The sequence below is a fragment of the Acinetobacter sp. CAU_H_60 genome, from assembly GCF_058599385.1.
In genome coordinates this window covers 1,171,454-1,189,302 of the sequence record NZ_CM178653.1, presented here as the reverse complement: position 1 = coordinate 1,189,302, position 17,849 = coordinate 1,171,454, and the positions used below count along the sequence as shown (strand labels likewise).

At 42.8% G+C, this 17,849-nt stretch carries 19 protein-coding genes; 3 read left to right on the top strand and 16 right to left on the bottom strand.

Going from position 1 to position 17,849, the window contains the following annotated elements; all coding sequences use genetic code 11:
* Window positions 1–224: 224 nt before the first annotated feature.
* The 3 genes from AC4MBN_RS05505 to AC4MBN_RS05495 all read right to left on the bottom strand — a co-directional run bounded on the left by AC4MBN_RS05505 (window position 225) and on the right by AC4MBN_RS05495 (window position 2,045).
* Complete coding sequence (locus AC4MBN_RS05505) at window positions 225–1,163, bottom strand: sensor domain-containing diguanylate cyclase (RefSeq protein WP_166138407.1); 939 nt, start codon at window positions 1,161–1,163, stop codon at window positions 225–227.
* A 68-nt stretch (window positions 1,164–1,231) separates the two neighbouring features.
* Window positions 1,232–1,702, bottom strand: coding sequence for an IS5/IS1182 family transposase (locus AC4MBN_RS05500; protein WP_005252359.1), 471 nt, complete (start codon window positions 1,700–1,702; stop codon window positions 1,232–1,234).
* On the bottom strand, window positions 1,650–2,045 hold the full coding sequence (locus tag AC4MBN_RS05495) for a transposase family protein (RefSeq protein WP_080631261.1): 396 nt from the start codon (window positions 2,043–2,045) through the stop codon (window positions 1,650–1,652). The genes AC4MBN_RS05500 and AC4MBN_RS05495 overlap by 53 nt, the downstream gene beginning before the upstream one ends.
* 316 nt (window positions 2,046–2,361) lie before the next feature.
* On the opposite strand from AC4MBN_RS05495, the gene AC4MBN_RS05490 reads away from it, so the two are divergent.
* Entirely contained in the window at window positions 2,362–3,513 is a 1,152-nt protein-coding gene (locus AC4MBN_RS05490) for an IS4-like element ISAbe18 family transposase (protein ID WP_058951619.1), read from the top strand.
* Window positions 3,514–3,570: 57 nt separating this feature from the next.
* On the opposite strand, the gene tsaD is transcribed toward AC4MBN_RS05490, so the two are convergent.
* Entirely contained in the window at window positions 3,571–4,587 is a 1,017-nt protein-coding gene (tsaD, locus tag AC4MBN_RS05485) for a tRNA (adenosine(37)-N6)-threonylcarbamoyltransferase complex transferase subunit TsaD (protein WP_004782431.1), read from the bottom strand.
* A gap of 146 nt (window positions 4,588–4,733) precedes the next feature.
* Here tsaD and rpsU point away from each other — a divergent pair, with 146 nt between their 5' ends.
* On the top strand, window positions 4,734–4,949 hold the full coding sequence (gene rpsU, locus AC4MBN_RS05480; RefSeq protein WP_001136722.1) for a 30S ribosomal protein S21: 216 nt from the start codon (window positions 4,734–4,736) through the stop codon (window positions 4,947–4,949).
* A gap of 33 nt (window positions 4,950–4,982) precedes the next feature.
* A complete protein-coding gene (locus AC4MBN_RS05475) occupies window positions 4,983–5,429 on the top strand; it encodes a GatB/YqeY domain-containing protein (RefSeq protein WP_005235099.1) in 447 nt (148 codons plus the stop codon).
* A gap of 80 nt (window positions 5,430–5,509) precedes the next feature.
* Here AC4MBN_RS05475 and AC4MBN_RS05470 read toward each other — a convergent pair whose 3' ends face one another.
* The 12 genes from AC4MBN_RS05470 to AC4MBN_RS05415 form a co-directional block, all read right to left on the bottom strand.
* Window positions 5,510–5,869: a hypothetical protein gene (locus tag AC4MBN_RS05470; protein ID WP_104426261.1), complete on the bottom strand. Its 360-nt coding sequence runs from the start codon at window positions 5,867–5,869 to the stop codon at window positions 5,510–5,512.
* Between the two features lie 101 nt (window positions 5,870–5,970).
* Window positions 5,971–7,413, bottom strand: coding sequence for a M48 family metalloprotease (locus AC4MBN_RS05465; protein ID WP_419374926.1), 1,443 nt, complete (start codon window positions 7,411–7,413; stop codon window positions 5,971–5,973).
* A gap of 85 nt (window positions 7,414–7,498) precedes the next feature.
* Window positions 7,499–8,479: a 2-hydroxyacid dehydrogenase gene (locus tag AC4MBN_RS05460; RefSeq protein ID WP_491880799.1), complete on the bottom strand. Its 981-nt coding sequence runs from the start codon at window positions 8,477–8,479 to the stop codon at window positions 7,499–7,501.
* A 22-nt stretch (window positions 8,480–8,501) separates the two neighbouring features.
* Window positions 8,502–9,146, bottom strand: coding sequence for a hypothetical protein (locus AC4MBN_RS05455; protein ID WP_491880798.1), 645 nt, complete (start codon window positions 9,144–9,146; stop codon window positions 8,502–8,504).
* Window positions 9,147–9,358: 212 nt separating this feature from the next.
* A complete protein-coding gene (locus tag AC4MBN_RS05450) occupies window positions 9,359–11,248 on the bottom strand; it encodes a M48 family metalloprotease (protein ID WP_491880797.1) in 1,890 nt (629 codons plus the stop codon).
* Between the two features lie 91 nt (window positions 11,249–11,339).
* Entirely contained in the window at window positions 11,340–12,875 is a 1,536-nt protein-coding gene (gene purF / locus AC4MBN_RS05445) for an amidophosphoribosyltransferase (RefSeq protein WP_491880796.1), read from the bottom strand.
* A gap of 24 nt (window positions 12,876–12,899) precedes the next feature.
* Window positions 12,900–13,481 (bottom strand): CvpA family protein, encoded by a 582-nt coding sequence (locus AC4MBN_RS05440; RefSeq protein WP_005235088.1) that lies wholly within the window; start codon window positions 13,479–13,481, stop codon window positions 12,900–12,902.
* Window positions 13,482–13,486: 5 nt separating this feature from the next.
* The gene (locus AC4MBN_RS05435) at window positions 13,487–14,488 is read right to left on the bottom strand and encodes a quinone-dependent dihydroorotate dehydrogenase (protein WP_005235085.1); all 1,002 of its coding nucleotides are present in this window, start codon (window positions 14,486–14,488) and stop codon (window positions 13,487–13,489) included.
* 90 nt (window positions 14,489–14,578) lie between these two features.
* Entirely contained in the window at window positions 14,579–15,058 is a 480-nt protein-coding gene (locus tag AC4MBN_RS05430) for a type II secretion system protein M (protein WP_004782448.1), read from the bottom strand.
* Complete coding sequence (gene gspL / locus AC4MBN_RS05425; protein ID WP_491880795.1) at window positions 15,058–16,200, bottom strand: type II secretion system protein GspL; 1,143 nt, start codon at window positions 16,198–16,200, stop codon at window positions 15,058–15,060. The genes AC4MBN_RS05430 and gspL overlap by 1 nt, the downstream gene beginning before the upstream one ends.
* Before the next feature lie 30 nt (window positions 16,201–16,230).
* The gene (gene sixA / locus AC4MBN_RS05420; protein ID WP_419365588.1) at window positions 16,231–16,686 is read right to left on the bottom strand and encodes a phosphohistidine phosphatase SixA; all 456 of its coding nucleotides are present in this window, start codon (window positions 16,684–16,686) and stop codon (window positions 16,231–16,233) included.
* Window positions 16,687–16,759: 73 nt separating this feature from the next.
* Window positions 16,760–17,833, bottom strand: a complete 1,074-nt coding sequence (locus tag AC4MBN_RS05415) for an NAD(P)H-dependent glycerol-3-phosphate dehydrogenase (RefSeq protein WP_419365587.1) — start codon at window positions 17,831–17,833, stop codon at window positions 16,760–16,762.
* Between the last annotated feature and the right edge of the window lie 16 nt (window positions 17,834–17,849).

Here is a 17,849-nt window from a genome sequence, read left to right as displayed (position 1 = left end):
ATAAAATTTGTAACCATTCGGTTAAAAAGTCGAAAAGTTATCTTTTGAATAGCTGGGTTTAAAGAAGAACTTAGATTGCTTCTAGACAAGTAAACTTTGAATAAAACCTAAAAAAATAAGAATAAAAGGAAATTAATTACTTCTATTTATTGTGGGAAAAACTTGGCAGCTCATGGCTAAATATTCTCAGGCACCCCCTTAAAAATATTAAAAATCAAAAATATTTAAATAGACTTTTTCCAGCGCTTGTACTCAAACATATTTTTATCTGCTTGCCACTGTGCCTCAACCAGGCCAGTCGTTGGATGACGCATCGCCATACCAAATGCAGCTTCAATTTTTGCTTCGGCAAAGGCTTCAATTAAACGATCAAGTAAACGCTCAGCTCCCGCTTTATCATTTTCTATGCTCAGGATTACGAATTCATCACCACCAATACGCGCCACAATATCATTGCTACGTACATTTTCCTGAAGGACTTGTGCAGTATGTTGAATTAATTGATCGCCTTCCTTGTGTCCCAGACTATCATTCACCTTTTTCAGGTCATTCAAGTCTATAAATAAGATCGCAGCAGGATGACCGTACTGTTTGCAACGTTCTTCTTCTGCCTGTAGCAGTTTCTCCCAGGCACGACGGTTATATAACCCAGTCAATTCATCTTTACTGGCTTGTTGCTGTAGCAGTTCTTGCTGACGGATTTGCTCGTTCTGACGCAACTCAGCTTGTAAGATTGAGCTCAAAAGCTTGCTAAATAACTCGACCATCGCCAGATCCTGAATGATGGCATCTGACTTGGCTTCAGGATCAACTGCACATAATGTTCCAAATAGACTGCCATCTTCTTTAAAAAGGGGTTGACCAATATAAGATTTGATGCAGAAATGCTGGTTAATTGGCGCAGTCGCATATAAAGGAATTTCTTCAGAGCGAGGCGCGATTCTTGGTCCTTTGCCTGTGACCATATGACAGCAGAAAGAATTGGCCCATTCAAATACCTGACCTGGCTGGACAGCATAGCCATGATCTTCGCTTTGCAGCACAATCCAGTCATTGTCTTCTACCCGGGTGATCATCCATAAATTAAAGCCAAAATGCTGATGCAGATATTTTAAAACTGCCTGTCCCGCATCCTGAAAACCTTTAAAACTGATATTATCCATCCAAAATAGTCTCTGCATCATTCCGCATATAATAGAGTGGGATTTCTATATTAGACCTCTTTCATAAATCATTTTTTGCTCAGTTCCAAGTTGTAGATTCCAGCGATTAAATTGAATCTCAAACCAAGCCTTTTACCTCTATTTCGATAACGCTCAGCAAGGATTTTGAAGGTTTTCAGGCTGCCAAATACATGCTCAATTCCGATTCTTCTTTTATTGATTTCTTGATTATAGATTTTCAATTCAGGATCCAATTTACAGTGTCTTTTGGCTTTTAATGGCAACAGGCTATTCGGATACAACACATAAATCCCCTGATAGCCTTTATCTGCAAGAATAAAAGCCCCAAAAGGAATCTGGTTTAAATTGCGTTTGAACAACTCGAAATCATGCACTGCACCGCGACTGGTACATAAACTCAGAATTTTCTGAGTTTTGTAGTGAATCATGGCCTGTACTTTAAAGGTATGGGTCTTTTTCTTGCCGCTATAGCTTTTCTTCTGTTTTTTTAGGCCTTTGGATTGGAATTTCCGTGGCATCCACGATCACAACATGCCAGTCGATGCCTTCGCCCTCGGGTAAATCTTTGGGTAAATTAAACAGATTGGACCGAATCAGGCAGTCTTCAACATGACGGACAATTCTTGAGGCTGTGGGCTCTGAAACCCCGTAACTCGTCGCAACGTGAAATAAGGTTCGGTATTCCCGCCAATAGCTCAGACAGAGCAGAACCTGATCCTCCAGGCTTAACTTGGGCGGTCTGCCTTTGGCAGAGACATGCTTCTGCAATTGCTCAACCATCAAATAGAAAGTTGACCATGAGATGCCTGTGTATCGCTTGAACTGAGGATCAGAAAGCTTGTTTGAATCGATGTATTTCATCCGCAGATTATGCACGAATGCTAAGAAATCCGGAGTGCAAATATTAACCAAAAAGAAGATCGTTTTTTGATTTATGAAAGATATCTATTATTAAACTATTTTACGGTATCTATAAGAAAACACTTACTGTGGCAGAGTTAAAATAATTAATTTATTAATATTATTTGTTGAATATTTCTACTCCACAAAAACAATCCAATAAAAAAAGAGGCTTAAGGCCACTGCTGTCCCATAGTTTACTTTAAATAAAAAAACCTGAGTCCTAACAGTTAAAATATGAGTGCAAACAAACACTTTAACGACCAGGATTCAGGTTTTGTCACATCAGAATACCGTATTTCATGAGCTAATTAAACCTGTTGTGCGACAGGATTTTGAACAACTTGCTAAAGTACACCATGTTGGACAGAAATTTAGAGCAGCTTCCCGGTGGGATCAGTTTATTGCCATATTGATGTCTCAATTCTCTTGTAGGCAAAGTCTGAGAGATATTCAATCCAATTTGGAGTGCCAACAGGAAAAGCTAAGTCATCTCGGAGCAAAGTCTATTCCCCGAAGCACGCTGGCACGAATCAATGAGCAGCAGCCTGCTGCCTTGTATCAACAGCTATTTTACAAGTTGCTTAAATACTATGAACACTCAAAAGTCGCTCATAAATTTCGCTTTAAGAATCCCTTGTATTCCTTGGATGCCAGTCATATTGACCTGTCGCTTTCCTTATGTGAATGGGCCAAAGTTCACGACTCAAAAGCCAGCATGAAACTCAGTATAGGATTGAATCACAGCAATGATATTCCTGAGTTTGTTGCAGTTGAAAATGGCAAAGAAAATGACATGGTACAAGGCCGCAAATTCCAGTTTCCTGCTGGCAGCATTGTAGTTTTTGATAAAGGCTATGTCGATTACCAATGGTATGCAAATCTGACTGCTCAAAACATTGGATTTGTCACACGTTTTAGGCCTAAATCTGTGTATCAGGTGATCCAGCAACATCCAGTGCTTGAATCCAAAGGTATTCTAAAAGATGAAACCATTCAGCTGAATAGCGCACATGCCCTAAAAAGAAAAGCCCCAGTGTTAAGAAGAATTGAATATAGAGATCAGCAAAGTGGCAAGCACTTTAGCTTTCTCAGCAATAACTTTCATTTAGCCGCCTCCACCATTGCGGCGATTTATAAAGATCGTTGGAAAGTTGAGCTGTTCTTTAAGGCGATTAAGCAGAATCTCAAATTAAAAGCGTTTCTAGGCCGCAGCAGGAACGCAATTCAGACACAAATCTGGATTGCGATGATCGCCTATTTATTGGTGAGTTTCGCTCAACATTTAGGAAAAACAGGTTGGACAGTTCAACGTTTACTCAGAATAATTCAAGTGAATTTGTTTGAAAGAAGAACTTTAAAAGCTTTATTTTCACCCGATAAAATACCCATAAAACAAGAGGAAGCTCATTTGAGCTTCCTCTTGTGAAAAATTGTGGGACAGCAATGGGCTTAAGGCCCCTTTTCTTCATCATGAATCTTTTAATCAAGCTTCGGCTGGATTCGTCAATTCTGTCATTGGCCAACGTGGAGTTGTGGTTACAGCCAAGCCATCTTGCTGTCCGGCTTTTAGACGTTGATAACCCGCAAAGGCAATCATTGCACCATTATCGGTACACAGTGCAGGTTCTGCATAGTACACGGTGGCTTTGATTTTCGCCAAGTCTGCTTCTAGGCGTTCACGTAAACGCTTATTGGCACTTACACCACCAGCAATCACCAAACGTTTTAAGCCAGTCTGCTTCAATGCCTTCACTGATTTTTTCACTAAAGTATCGACAATAGCTTCCTGGAAGCTCGCAGCGATATCAGCATCACGTCTTTCTTCACCGAGTTTCTTCATTTGAACAGAAACTGCAGTTTTTAAACCACTAAATGAAAACTCCAAACCTTGATGTAGCATTGGACGTGGGAAAGCAAAGGCATTCGGGTCGCCCTGCTCGGCCAGTCTGGAAATATTTGGACCGCCCGGATATGGCAAACCCATCATTTTCGCAACTTTGTCAAACGCTTCACCCGCCGCATCATCAATCGACTCACCGAGTAATTCATACTGCCCAATGCCATAAGCAGCCATGAGCTGTGAGTGACCACCAGACACCAGTAATGCCACAAATGGAAATTCCGGTGGCGTTTTAGAAAGTAATGGCGCCAGCATATGACCTTCCATATGGTGCACACCAATTGCCGGTTTATTTAAGGCAAAGGCCAAAGTCCGACCAAACAGTGCACCCGTCATTAATGCGCCCATCAGGCCCGGACCACGGGTATAGGCCACCGCATCAATTTCTGATTTTTTGATACCACTTTGTTCAAGCAGTTCATTCAGTAAGGGAATGAGTTTACGCACATGGTCGCGCGAAGCCAGTTCTGGTACGACGCCGCCATATTCAGCATGCAGTTTAATCTGGCTGTACAGCACCTGTCCGCGCAAACCCAACTCGCTGTCATACAGCGCAAGTCCTGTTTCATCACACGACGTTTCCAAGCCTAAAACGATCATTAAACTGCCTATAACCTGTATCAAATCTATTGCAGCAACTATTATAGACTTGTGATATGAGATGTAAATGAGTAAAATACTGACCTTCACTTGTGATCGAGGGCAATTCGGCCCTGATCTTATCCATAACTTAATGAGGATTCTTCATGCCACAAGTTAAATTGAAAGAAGGCGAACCAGTAGACGTAGCTATCCGTCGTTTCAAACGTTCATGCGAAAAAGCGGGTGTTCTTGCTGACGTTCGTAAACGTGAATTCTACGAAAAACCAACTCAAGAACGTAAACGTAAAAAAGCTGCTGCTGTTAAACGCTACCAAAAGAAATTGGCGCGTGAATCAGTACGTACTACTCGCCTTTACTAAGATTAATTTGTGATTGACTGCTTGGAATAAATAATGACTACTTTAAAAAACCAGATTACTGACGTATTGAAAGCCACCATGCGTGCCAAAGATATGTCAAAGTTGACGGTCATTCGTAGTCTGCAAGCAGCAATTAAGCAAATCGAAGTCGATGAGCGTAAAGAACTTGACGACGCTCAAGTTCTTGCGGTCATTGAAAAGCAAATTAAACAACGTAAAGAATCGATCAAAGCCTTTGAAGGCGCTGGTCGAGATGATTTAGCTAGTAAGGAACAAGCCGAAGTTGAGGTTCTCTCTCAATTTCTACCAGAAGCTATGACTGAGGAAGAACTTGATTCCCTGATTGCGCAAACAATTGAAGCGCAACAAGCTACTAGCATGAAAGATATGGGTAAGGTGATGAATTCTCTGCGTCCGCTCATAGCCGGGCGCGCCGATCCTGCACAAGTTTCAGCAAAAATTAAAGCAAAACTTGCTTAATTCCCCCATTCTATTTCAAATCTAAATCTGCGTTGAACTGCCTCCATTCCGGACAGTTCTCAGCATTTTCTTATTTATTCTTACTGTAAATTACAATCCACATTATAACGTTTCAGCAACTGCATCTCTTTTGAAGATTTTACCTGCAGTATGACATCCTGTTTGCCTACATTTTGATACTGACGATCTAGATAAGCCCGGTTCTGGTCTGCCGCCTTATACAAACGATCCACATAACGCTGCACAATCGCACAAAACTGCTGATTCTGTGATGCGCTAAAACCTTGCTGCTGCGGATTTAAACCTTTTAAAAACTGGCGTGATTCTTTTTGATAATCAGCATTAATCTGCTCAACGGACTGCACGTATTCTGCCGCACTAGCCGCCAATACATTTCCGCCACACCCCAATATCCATAAACCCAATAATATTTTTTTCATAAAATAATTAAAATAGACAACTTAGCTTTGTCCGGATTGTAGCGTGATTTAGTGAACTTCGGCTATATCTACTGAAGCTAAAAATCATTAGAAAAATAGACTTAAATTTTAAACTGTCGCGTTTGCTGCATCTGTTTTAAACGTTGGCCAATGGTTGCTGACAGAGATTGGTTGCTTTTACTAATGCGTTGAGCATGTATTAAGGATTTAATCGCAGTTTCTTCATAGCCTGACCAGTACTCTACTTCTGCACGATAGCGCAAGACATTGGCGGCTTTTATCGATGAATCAGGTGCTGCATTCGCTGCCAGTTGCATTAATCTCCAACCACTAACATCACGGGTATTGCTATTTAAAAAGCGCTGCACAATCGTTCTGGCCTGATCAGGCTGTTTGGCACGAATCAGGGTTTCAGCATATTTATAATTTAAAGCACGGTTTTCCGGCATAATCCGTGCGGCTGAACTAATGCTTTTTAGCGCATTATCCAGCTGATTTTGCCCCAGATAAATATCAGTTTGAAATAACACCTGCAAAGGATGCATTTTATTGTGCTTTTTGGCTTGATCCAGTGCGGTTTGTGCCGCCTGAAAATCTCCCTGCTGAAGTTGATAAGCCGTTAAAGCCAGCTGACCAGGAAAATCATTGCGTTGCACCATTAAGTTGAGCTGCTGTTCAGTGGTCTGACGTGACAGCACCCGCGTATACCATTTAATGATTTCAAAATCCTGATCATTTAAATTACGCTTAACCGCAGGCAACTGATTGGCACGCAAACGCGCTTCACTCATACGCTCAGTAGTTAAGGGATGCGTCAGCCAGAAATCTGGCATAAAGCTTAAACGGCTAGTGGAACGATGCATCACCTCAAAGAAATCCGCCATACTATGTGGACTGTATCCAGCAGCATACATATATTGCATCCCGATTCGGTCCGCCTCACGTTCCTGATTACGGCTATAAGTTAATTGCTGATCCAGTAGTGCTGCCTGAGAACCCATCATCACTGCTGCACCGGCATCACCATCTGCCTGTGAAGCGACTAATGCACCCACCAGAATCCCTGCTAGGGCCAACAGTCCTTGTCCTTTAAAGGTTTCTTGCGAACGACTGTAATGACGTTGTGTGACATGTGCAATTTCATGTGCCATCACCCCCGCCACTTCATCTGTATTTCGGGCAGAATTAATCAGACCCGCATTCAGGGCAAATAACCCACCAGGTACTGCAAAAGCATTAATTTGCGGGTCATTGATTACCATTAAACCAATCGGTTGCTGTAACTTGGTCTGACTGAGAATGTGGGAAAATACGGAAAGTAACTGATCTTCAAGCCATGGATCTTGAATCACAGGCATTTGTTTCTGGACTTGACGATAGACCTTTTCACCGATCATTTGTTCTTTTTGCTGGTCGATCAACCCGACGCCCGCACCAATATCCGGTACAGAAAATTGTGCAGTAGGCTGATTAAAATAATCGCTATCACTATGTCCTGCCGCTGCACACAGACTTAACCCGCACGCCAATAACAAACGTTTCAATGAAAAATCTCTAAAATTCAGTTTCAACCTGTCTCGAATATAGCATCGAAAAATGAGCATAGATGCAGGAAAATGTTATTTAATATTACTTAGATGAACCAATCACTTGAGGATTCACCACATAGCGTGGCACCCGCCCTTCAAGTGCATCGACCAGATTCTGATAAGCCAGCTCAGCCATTTTTCGACGTGTCGCCACTGTGGCCGAACCGACATGGGGCAAGGTAATGACATTATCCAGCTCAAATAATTCTGATTCTTTTAAAGGCTCTTTCTCATAAACATCCAGACCCGCAGCAAAGATTTGGTTGGCTTTTAAGGCTTTGATCAAAGCCTTCTCATCAATCACAGGCCCACGGGAGATATTCACCAGCACCGCATGTGGCTGCATTTGTGCCAGTTGTTCTGCTCCAATCAAAGCTTTTGATTCAGCATTTAAATCCACGGTAACCACTACGAAATCTGAGCGCTGCAAAAGCTCATTCAGTGAGCAATACTGTGCACTGAGCCCTTGAGCCAATTCCGGTTTTTCATGGCGATTATGGTACAGGATATTCATATTGAAACCGTAAAACCCACGGCGTGCAACTGCTGTCCCAATATGCCCTAGCCCGATTATCCCCAGCGTTTTTCCAAAAATATCCATACCAAATTGTGCTTCACGTGTCGTGCGGTGCCATTGTCCCTGTTTGGTCCAGTGATCCAGATAAGCCACTTTGCGTGCAGCTGCCATTAACAGCGTAAATCCCAGATCTGCCGTGGTTTCAGTCAGGACATGTGGAGTATTGGTCAGATAGATATTTTTTTCATTCAGATAATCAACTTCATAGTTGTCATACCCTACACTGACACTAGAAATAATTTTAAGTTGGGTTGCTGGTGCCAGATTATCGCGATTGAGCAGTCGGCCTGCCCCAATCATGCCATCGGCATCGCGCACATGTTCCAGCAACTGCTCATGCACATTGCCCAGTTTTGGCTGTAAAGTCACTACATTAAAATTTTGTTCGAGTTTTTTCTGGACATCCTGATCGATCTGGCTAAATACAATCACTTTTTGTTTCATATGTTCCTATTCCACATCAATATTATTCTAAGTTCGCTGGCCTGTTTTGCATAAACTGCCATAAGCGTTTTTTAAGTATGGGCTGATCCAGCATTTCCTGTAAAGATGCCAGTTGAATCATTTTATTAAGTGTCACATGCGGAATAGAGCCAAGTGAAATGATATTTTTTTCCAGGCTCATCATGTCCAGAAAACCCTGAATATAAGATTCGACACCCCGACCATCTTGTAGATTCATCCATGGAAATGGCCAGTTTAGTTCATAAAATTCACTTTGCAGAGCACGCTGGATGTTGGCCCATAAATGCTGGGTTTGCTCGGTCATTTCTGTGGCATCGATGACAATCGTGCAATGTTCCAAGCTTAAAGCCTGCAAGTTGAATGGCGGAATATACAGAATTTCCCGCTGTTCCTGAGATGCAACAACTGCTGGCGCTTCACTTTTAACCTCAGCTTTTGTTTCAACAATGACAGGTTCAGGCGCGACTAAAGGAGCTTTTGCTACGGGAGCAATCTGAGTCGGTTGTGGCAGGATGATTTCACTATGCAATTCTGCTGGGGCCTGATCACGCCAGATCGAAACCTGATGCTGCTGACATACGTCGCCCTTGGGAATCCAGATATCGATTCCTAATGTTGCCAGTATGTCACGCTGATGCCCAATCATCTTTTCTTCATCACCTATTTCAGGTCGAACATTTTAACGGGATTCGCTTTTCTTTGCCGAACTATTTCCAGTTTTTCACTCTCTATCTTGAGTCATTTTAACTCAGAATAGAAATCAATTTATAAGATTACTTTTTTCTACTGCAAGTTGGTTTATAGATCAGTTCTTGAAAGACTGGACTTAATTAAATACATTATATTAATTTAAAAATACTAGATAATCATCAAGCTGTTTTTCTTGAGCATTTGCTGGGTAATTTCATGAGATTCAAAGCCCAAGCGCCAGTACAGAAGTTCCATTACATCCAGCTCATCCTGAGTCATGATCCGGTCGCTCCACAGGCAAACTTCTGCAATTCCTAACATGCTCAAACGATCACGCAATAACAATCCGGCAATATCATTTAAAATCTCAGCCAAATCAATCGGCTCATCTGAGATTTCACTATACAGCTCAAGTTCTCGCGGGCTAAGAATACGGTTTAAAATCTTTTCCCGAACCTCCAGCTGATTATCGCTATTAATCTGTTGCACATGCAGCAAGGCATCAATCAGACGTACAATCTGTGGTTTGACCTCATCTAAAGACGTTGGCGTATGCATCGGTAACAGATTCAGCTCATACTTCACCCGCTCTAGCAATAAGGCATCCAGCAAACCGATTTCACCATCTTCCTGAATAATCCTTGCCAGCTTCATTAAAAACTGTCGCGCTACCGTAGTAGGCATTCCACCAATATTTTTACAGGCTTGCTGGAAAATCGAGATATGTACCCGTCCATCCAGATTTAATAATGAATCAATAATCGCACGACTGACTTCTGCCTCAGTCGGAATAAACTCACGATATTGCCGGATCATCAAAATCGCAATCATGACCTCACGTGAACCGGTCGAGGTTTGCAAAGCACGTTCAATCAACTCCGGACGCGGCATATTAGCACGTAGTTCAGGATTCAATGGCTTGATGGCATCTTTAATGGCGAAGCTAATTGGAGACAAACGCAATAAAGGCAAAGGCTGTGGGGATTCCCAGACTGCTGTGCTTTCAGGCACGACATCTTCGAGTGAACGGAACAGACTAAACAAAGGCTGGTTTTTTAATTTCTTCAGATTTTCAAGCTGCAGATCCTGAATCAAGGCAGGATTTAATTCATAAATACGCTGATTAATATTCGGATGAATATTCAACCAGTTCTGTGGACTTAAAGAATTAGCAAAACACATATGCGAAATGGATTCGGCATATTCACTATAAATCTGTGAACCTGAATGATGCACATGAATGCGCAATAAAGTCTGAATATTGGCATCATTCTGAATCAGACGGCGAGTTTTCTGGTCATTTTTATAGGTACGTCCGCCCAATGAAATATATTTAATAAAACGTGTAATCAAAATACCCAAGCTGCCAATCAACCAGATGACTGCTCCGATTGAGACATAGAAGGTTTCAAACTTGTTTTCTCGAGGCACATCATTGCGATAAAACCCCAACTTTGCAATCTTGCTGCCCCATTGGCTAAAGGTAGTCAGACTACTATATAGAATTTTCAGGCGGGTATTTTTAGCTGTTTCACCAGATAGAATCTTGTTAAATTCATGACTGAGCAAGCCATAAAGTTCAATTTCATCAAGGGTTTGTAATGCACCCCAAGTCAGAATAATAGCAGTATCACGTGGACTAAAACCCGCTGTTAATGCATTGACCCCCACTTCATTCGGCAGGACATACATAGCTGGCGGTTCAATCAGGAACGTATCTGCCAGTTGAGTATTGATCCGTAGTGCAGCACTTTCTTCCGGAATACTTTCCATTTGGTTCAGTCGACGCGCGCCCATTTGCTGGGCTAAAGAATAGCCGCCGGCACGAAACGTATAAAATTCATAGATGACCGAAATAATCATCAAGAACAAAACCAGTGCAACCAGATAAGGACTAAGGACATGCCACCATATCGACTGACTAGGATCAGCATAGAAAACAAACAGGCCAACAACTGTATTGATAATCAGAACTGTTAATAGTATCGCAATCAGACAAAAGCTGGCCGGCAATAGCATATTCTTGTTTTTGACCAAAGCATATCCTACGCTTTTCAATCTACCACCCTAACTGATCTGGTCTTTCCTTGGGCTCATCATAAAACAAAAAAGCGGGAAATTCCCGCTTTTTCATCATGATTTTAATTGCTTAGACTTCGCGCACACCGGTCAGGTCAACTGATGCTGCATCAATATTCACATCAATAAACTTGTCACCTTTTTTAGCACCATCACTGCGTTTTTGCTCTAATTGATCAAGGTATTCAGCATTGATTCCACCTGCCACATACACCCCATCGAATACAGAACAGTCAAATTCACGCAAATGAGGGACTTTCTTGGTACGTACTGCATCTTTCAAGTCTTCCAGATCCTGGAAAATCAGACGGTCAGCACCAATAATTTCACGGATTTCTTCTACACTACGTTCAGAAGCGATCAGTTCAGATTTCGCCGGCATATCAATACCGTATACGTTTGGATATTTCACCATAGGTGCCGCAGAAGCGAAGAATACTTTTTTCGCACCCGCATCACGTGCCATCTGAATAATTTCATTACAAGTCGTACCACGCACAATCGAGTCATCAACTAGTAGAACGTTTTTGCCTTGGAACTCAAGCTCAACCGGGTTCAATTTTTGACGTACTGATTTTTTACGCAGTTGCTGACCTGGCATGATGAAGGTACGACCGATATAACGGTTTTTCATGAAACCTTCACGGAATTTCACGCCTAGCATATTGGCTAATTCTAATGCCGAAGTACGCGAAGTATCCGGAATTGGAATCACCACATCGATGTCGTGCTCATCACTCCACTCGCGCAGGATTTTTTGTGCCAGTTTCTCACCCATTTTCAGGCGGGCTTTATATACAGAGATCCCATCAATGGTTGCATCTGGACGGGCAAAGTACACATATTCAAAAATACATGGACGGTATTCTGGATTCGCTGCACATTGCTGGGTAAAGAAGTTACCGTCATAATCAATGAAAACTGCTTCACCTGGTTCGATATCACGTTCAACCTTGAAGCCTAGTGCCGTAATCGCTACAGATTCAGAAGCAATGATATATTCCATACCATTTTCTGTTTCGCGCGAACCGTAAATTAATGGACGGATACCATTTGGATCACGGAAGCCTACCAGACCTTGACCGGTAATCATCGCAACAACGGCATAACCACCTTTACAACGCTCATGTACACGCGTTACAGCCTGGAAAATATCTTCAGATGTTGGTACCAGCTTGCCACGTTTTTGTAATTCGTGCGCCAGTACGTTTAGTAGCACTTCTGAATCTGAATCAGTATTCATGTGACGCAGATCAGTTTTGAACAGGTCATCATGAATTTCTTCAGCATTGGTCAGGTTACCGTTATGCGCCAGCGTAATCCCATAAGGTGAGTTTACGTAGAATGGTTGCGCTTCGGCACTGCTTGAAGTACCCGCCGTTGGGTAACGCACATGGCCAATACCATAATTACCCTGTAAAGCACGCATATGACGGGTATGGAATACATCACGTACCATACCGACATCTTTACGCAGGAACAGGCGGCCTTCCTGACAAGTCACAATCCCAGCTGCATCTTGTCCACGATGTTGTAACATCGTTAATGCATCAAACAACATTTGGTTAACAGGTGATTTACCAGCTATACCAACTACTCCACACATAGCAACCTCGCAGACAAGCTAGGATTAATAAAAAGGATTATTCGTTGACGCATCTGAACTCTTGGCTTTGGATGCCGGTTCAGATGAGGAATCTGAAGGTTTCTGTGCCCCTTCAGACTTGATATGTTGCAGGGCGCCATTTGCGGCTTCTTTGGAGAGCTCTGTTGCCCAAGGCGCATATGGCAATAAAACCTGTATAAATTTAGACTGCTTCCAGTGCGGCGAACTTTCAACCCAAGGGCCAATACCCTGCATGGTAATCAGGACAATCAGCAAACCTTTCAGGCTGCCGAAAACACCGCCCGCAAGACGATTCAGCGGACCAAGTTTCAGGGTTTTTAAAATGCGGTTGAGCAGAAAGGTGACAATCCAGGTGAGTACCACAATCATTAGAACGATAAAGGCAAAGGCTGCAATCTTCTGTACCACTGGATCTGTACTGAGAGCAACCATTGAGGGCGCAAGTAGTGTTGAATATTTCGCCGCAATAATCAAGGCAAAAATCCATCCCACTAAGTTCGCAAAGGCTTTAATAAATCCTTGGCGCAAACCGTTGAGCCCTCCAATGAGCAAGATAATCAGTAGAAAGATATCAATGGCATTCATAGGATTTAAAGCGCGGCTACACAGTCTTTAACCAGTTCCGGCCCAGTATATATGAGGCCACTATAGACTTGTACAAGGCTTGCACCAGCTTTTTTCTTGGCCAGCGCATCCGCACCTGAAAGAATACCACCCACACCAATCAATGGAATTTGTCCCTTTAATTCCTCTGCAAATGCAGCCAGACATGCCGTGCTTTTCTCAAAGACTGGCGCACCGGATAAACCGCCCGCTTCTTCTGCATGCTCCAGACCTTCCACACCTTCACGTGACAATGTGGTATTGGTCACGATCAGACCATCAATCTTGTATTGCAATAACTGCTTGGCAATAAAGGCAATATCTTCAGCTTCAAGATCCGGTGCAACTTTTAATACCAGAGGAACGTAATGCTGATGTTCCTGAGCCAGTTCCAGCTGACGATTCTTCAGCGTTTCCAGCAATTCAGTCAGTGCATCGCCACTTTGTAAACTGCGCAGGTTCTTGGTATTTGGAGAAGAAATATTAACGGTGATATAGGAAGCATAATTATAGACTTTTTCTAAACAAATAAGGTAATCATCTACTGCTTTTTCTACCGGAGTATCAGCGTTTTTACCGATATTGATTCCCAGCACACCTTTAAATTTTGCAGCTTTAACGTTTTCAATCAGTTTGTCCACGCCATCATTATTAAAGCCCATACGGTTAATAATCGCTTTGGCTTTCGGAAGACGGAATAAACGTGGATGAGGATTACCAGGTTGCGGGCGTGGAGTAATGGTGCCAATTTCAATAAAACCAAAGCCTTGACTGGCCAAGGCATCAATATAGGCACCATTTTTATCTAACCCTGCTGCAAGACCGACCGGATTAGGAAATTCGATTCCCATACAGGTCACAGGTTTCACAGCAACATTTTGACGCATCATGCCCATTTTATGGGATGATTTTAATAGTGATAGTGTCAGCTCATGTGCACGCTCTGGTGCTAAAGAAAACAACAAAGGACGGGCTAGAGAATACAACATATCTAGAAAAGTCTACTGCTTTTTAAGTCGGCATATTATAGGCATAGGCTGACAAAAAAACCATGCTTTGCAAATCTTTATTTTTACCAGTTATTGCACAGTCGCTGTTAATTTAATCTGCCCTGCTTCATTATTTAGTTCCATTTTCTCGATACTTAGCCCCATTTGTGCCAACTGTGTCAGGAAGTTGGCCAGCACAGAATAATTTTCATGAGACAGCATCAACTGAATTTTTCCATCCATTTGCTGTGATGCGACCGATAGCCCTTGTTGCTGAGCAATACGCTGCACTTTTTCTGCTGCATCTAATTGCAAGTCTCCTGCCGGCTTCATAGTAACAGCATTGCTTTGCATCCAGACCAGCGTATCTTTTAGATCATTTAAACGTTTCTGCTGGGTATCTGCTGCCTGATGCATTGCCCAGAGTGCACTCGCAACAGCGGTCACCAGCACAAAGATTGTGGTAAAGATTACCAGAATGCGTTCACGTGCTGACAAACGATCCAGATAATCGGTCAGTTTTTCAATTTGCAGATCCATGCGGTTCTGTAAGGTTTCAATAGCTTTCATTATTGTATTTTCACCAGTCCTACGGCACCTGTTCCATTCGCCTGTATATTCCCCAATTCTACTTTAAAGCCCTGCTGCCCCAGTTGCTTGGTCAAAGTATTTAAACTTTCAGATGAATTGGACTGTAACTGCAGACTCAATCCAGACGGATCATAATTGACACGCTGTGCCACAATCTGGTTTTGCATCAACACCGGCCCGACTCGGCTAATGAGCTGCAAAGCCTGAGTATCTGCAGTCTGACTTTGACGAAGCTGGGCTTCAAACTGACTTTTAATATTCTGCTCAGTGACCGGATAATTTTGTCCGAACCAATATTTAAACTGGTCAATCGCCTGCATCGCAGTGGTATTGGCGACTTTTTTATATTGATACCAGCGCACCGCATCATAAGTAAACTGTAGTACTAAAATCCCAAGAAAAACCGCCGCACAGGCTTTCCAGTAACCGGAAACAGTATGATCCGATTTACCCTTTGGCAGGATATTAAATGGATGCTGTTGCGGTTTTTTTAGCATTGGCAACGTATATTGGAACGAGTTTAATTGTTCACGTGTTGCTACCGCTTCTAAACTGCTCATTTGTTCAGGGCTGAGATTGCTGACCTGATATTCCAGATCTTTAGACTGAAAATCCAGATAAAGGCTCAGATCATCCACTGACTGGCCGATATATTCAGCTTCACGTACCAGCAAATGCCCACCAATTTGTGCAATAACGCGCTGCTGCGCATGTTCAGGCACTGGCAAAACCAGAAAGTCTGGCAATAATGCAGCGAGTTTAACAGGAATCAAATTCAGGGCATGCTGCAAAGTTTCAACTGTAGAATTTGCAATCCCCAGAATACTGATCTGGTCAGGCTGCTGAAAATGATGCAGCACTTTCATGGTATCGACAGGCAGTACTACATATTCTTCTAACAGATATTTGATGCCATCATTGCCCATTTTCTTATATTGGCTCTTAGGCAAGGTCTGCTGCAAAATCTGCACATGACGACTTGGAAAAAAGACCGTCACCTCTTCACCATGATAGGCCTGAATATCCTGAATCAGCTGCTCGAGTGTTGCAGCAGTGTTCCAGAACTCCCCCTTTGACCATTGCCAAACCCCATTGGCTTCCGGCATCCATAAATACAACATCGATTGTGTTCTACCGTTTTAATTGGTTTTTTATACTGTTGGAATAAAGCTATTAACTTGTGTTGATAGACCTGGTGCAATCACGGCCTGATCATAAATACGTGCTTCTGACAAATGAAACGGATGAAAAGACTCTGTCAGCAGAATAGAGGCAATATGCGCCACAACATTCATATGACAAACCACCGCAATGGACTCATACGGCAACTGCGACAACCATTCAACTGCAACTTTGGCATCATCATCAGGCTTGATCGTATTACAGATCACCACAGGCACATCTTTAAAATAATGCTGTAGATGCGCCAGAGTTTCCTGCGCACGCAATAAAGGACTGACCACAAATACTTCCGGTTTAATGATGTCCTTTAAATACTGCGCTGTCTGTTCCGCCTGTTGATGCCCGCGCTCCGTTAGGGGACGTTTGCTATCATTCCCATTCACTGGTGGCGCGGCTTCGCCATGTCGCACTAAAGTCAGTTGCATCTTATTTCCCTATTTATTTGGTCGCTACGATCATCAGTCAGCATCATAATCATAGCGCTTCCTGTGTTATAGATCAGACTTGATGATGTGGCAAGACAAATTCGACATCACTGCGATGACCATTTTTCATCAAGGATAAAGCGATCGTCAGCGGCGGTGCTCCTTCAAAGATCACTTCATACAAAGCAGTTGTAATCGGCATATACACATCCAGCTCTTCTGAACGCGCTTTTACCTGCACAATCGTGTTAATCCCTTCCGCAGTCTGCCCCAGTTCAGTCGTTGCCTGTTCTAAGGTTTTACCCTTACCTAATGCATAACCGACCTGATAGTTACGACTCAGCGGACTATTACAAGTCGCAAATAGATCACCTACACCTGAAAGCCCCAGGAAAGTCAGCGGGTTTGCACCCAGCTTGACTGCAAATCGGCTCATTTCAGCTAGCGCACGGGTTAGAATCATACTCTTGGTATTTTCACCGACATTATAAGCAGCCGCCATTCCCATCGCGACCGCATAAATATTTTTCAGTGCACCACCGAGTTCTACACCATGTACATCATCACTGGCAAAGACACGAAATAACGCACTATGGAGTGCCTGTTGCACTGCATAACGTACCAGTTCAGATTTACTGGCAATCACCGTACCTGCCGGCTGACCTGCGACAATTTCCTTGGCCAGGTTTGGACCAGACAGCACACCATAAGGCACTTCCGGTAATTCTTCACGAATGATGTCACTCATAAAGCTGAAGGTATTGGCTTCAATCCCTTTTGTCAGGGAAATCACCGCTTGAGATGTGATAAAAGGCTTGATCTGCTGCAACACATCACGGAAAGAATGGCTTGGAATCGCGACTAGAATAATATCGCGATCACGAACAGCCTTCTCCAGATCGGACACAGCAAGCAGATTTTCTTCCAGCTTAAAATCCGGTAGATAGCGTTTATTGATATGTGTTGCATTAATATCTTCAGCTACTTCCGGATCACGAATCCAGATCATGGTATCGCAGCCATTTCGAACCGCGGTATTGGCCATCGCAGTACCAAAACTACCACCGCCTAAAACTGTAATTCTTAAAGCCGTATTCTGGTTGACCGCCACCGGTTCAATCAAATCGGTAAAATTTAATTCTGACATCTTATTTTCTAATATC

Excerpts from the sequence above, each read along its gene's own strand:
- AC4MBN_RS05440 (WP_005235088.1), bottom strand. The coding sequence starts at position 13,481 with ATGAATGCCATTGATATCTTTCTACTGATTATCTTGCTCATTGGAGGG.
- AC4MBN_RS05430 (WP_004782448.1), bottom strand. The coding sequence starts at position 15,058 with ATGAAAGCTATTGAAACCTTACAGAACCGCATGGATCTGCAAATTGAA.
- purF (WP_491880796.1), bottom strand. The coding sequence starts at position 12,875 with ATGTGTGGAGTAGTTGGTATAGCTGGTAAATCACCTGTTAACCAAATG.
- rpsU (WP_001136722.1), top strand. The coding sequence starts at position 4,734 with ATGCCACAAGTTAAATTGAAAGAAGGCGAACCAGTAGACGTAGCTATC.
- AC4MBN_RS05475 (WP_005235099.1), top strand. The coding sequence starts at position 4,983 with ATGACTACTTTAAAAAACCAGATTACTGACGTATTGAAAGCCACCATG.
- AC4MBN_RS05470 (WP_104426261.1), bottom strand. The coding sequence starts at position 5,869 with ATGAAAAAAATATTATTGGGTTTATGGATATTGGGGTGTGGCGGAAAT.
- AC4MBN_RS05460 (WP_491880799.1), bottom strand. The coding sequence starts at position 8,479 with ATGAAACAAAAAGTGATTGTATTTAGCCAGATCGATCAGGATGTCCAG.
- AC4MBN_RS05435 (WP_005235085.1), bottom strand. The coding sequence starts at position 14,488 with ATGTTGTATTCTCTAGCCCGTCCTTTGTTGTTTTCTTTAGCACCAGAG.
- tsaD (WP_004782431.1), bottom strand. The coding sequence starts at position 4,587 with ATGATCGTTTTAGGCTTGGAAACGTCGTGTGATGAAACAGGACTTGCG.
- AC4MBN_RS05505 (WP_166138407.1), bottom strand. The coding sequence starts at position 1,163 with ATGGATAATATCAGTTTTAAAGGTTTTCAGGATGCGGGACAGGCAGTT.
- sixA (WP_419365588.1), bottom strand. The coding sequence starts at position 16,686 with ATGCAACTGACTTTAGTGCGACATGGCGAAGCCGCGCCACCAGTGAAT.
- AC4MBN_RS05500 (WP_005252359.1), bottom strand. The coding sequence starts at position 1,702 with ATGCCACGGAAATTCCAATCCAAAGGCCTAAAAAAACAGAAGAAAAGC.
- AC4MBN_RS05455 (WP_491880798.1), bottom strand. The coding sequence starts at position 9,146 with ATGATTGGGCATCAGCGTGACATACTGGCAACATTAGGAATCGATATC.
- AC4MBN_RS05415 (WP_419365587.1), bottom strand. The coding sequence starts at position 17,833 with ATGTCAGAATTAAATTTTACCGATTTGATTGAACCGGTGGCGGTCAAC.
- AC4MBN_RS05495 (WP_080631261.1), bottom strand. The coding sequence starts at position 2,045 with ATGAAATACATCGATTCAAACAAGCTTTCTGATCCTCAGTTCAAGCGA.
- gspL (WP_491880795.1), bottom strand. The coding sequence starts at position 16,200 with ATGTTGTATTTATGGATGCCGGAAGCCAATGGGGTTTGGCAATGGTCA.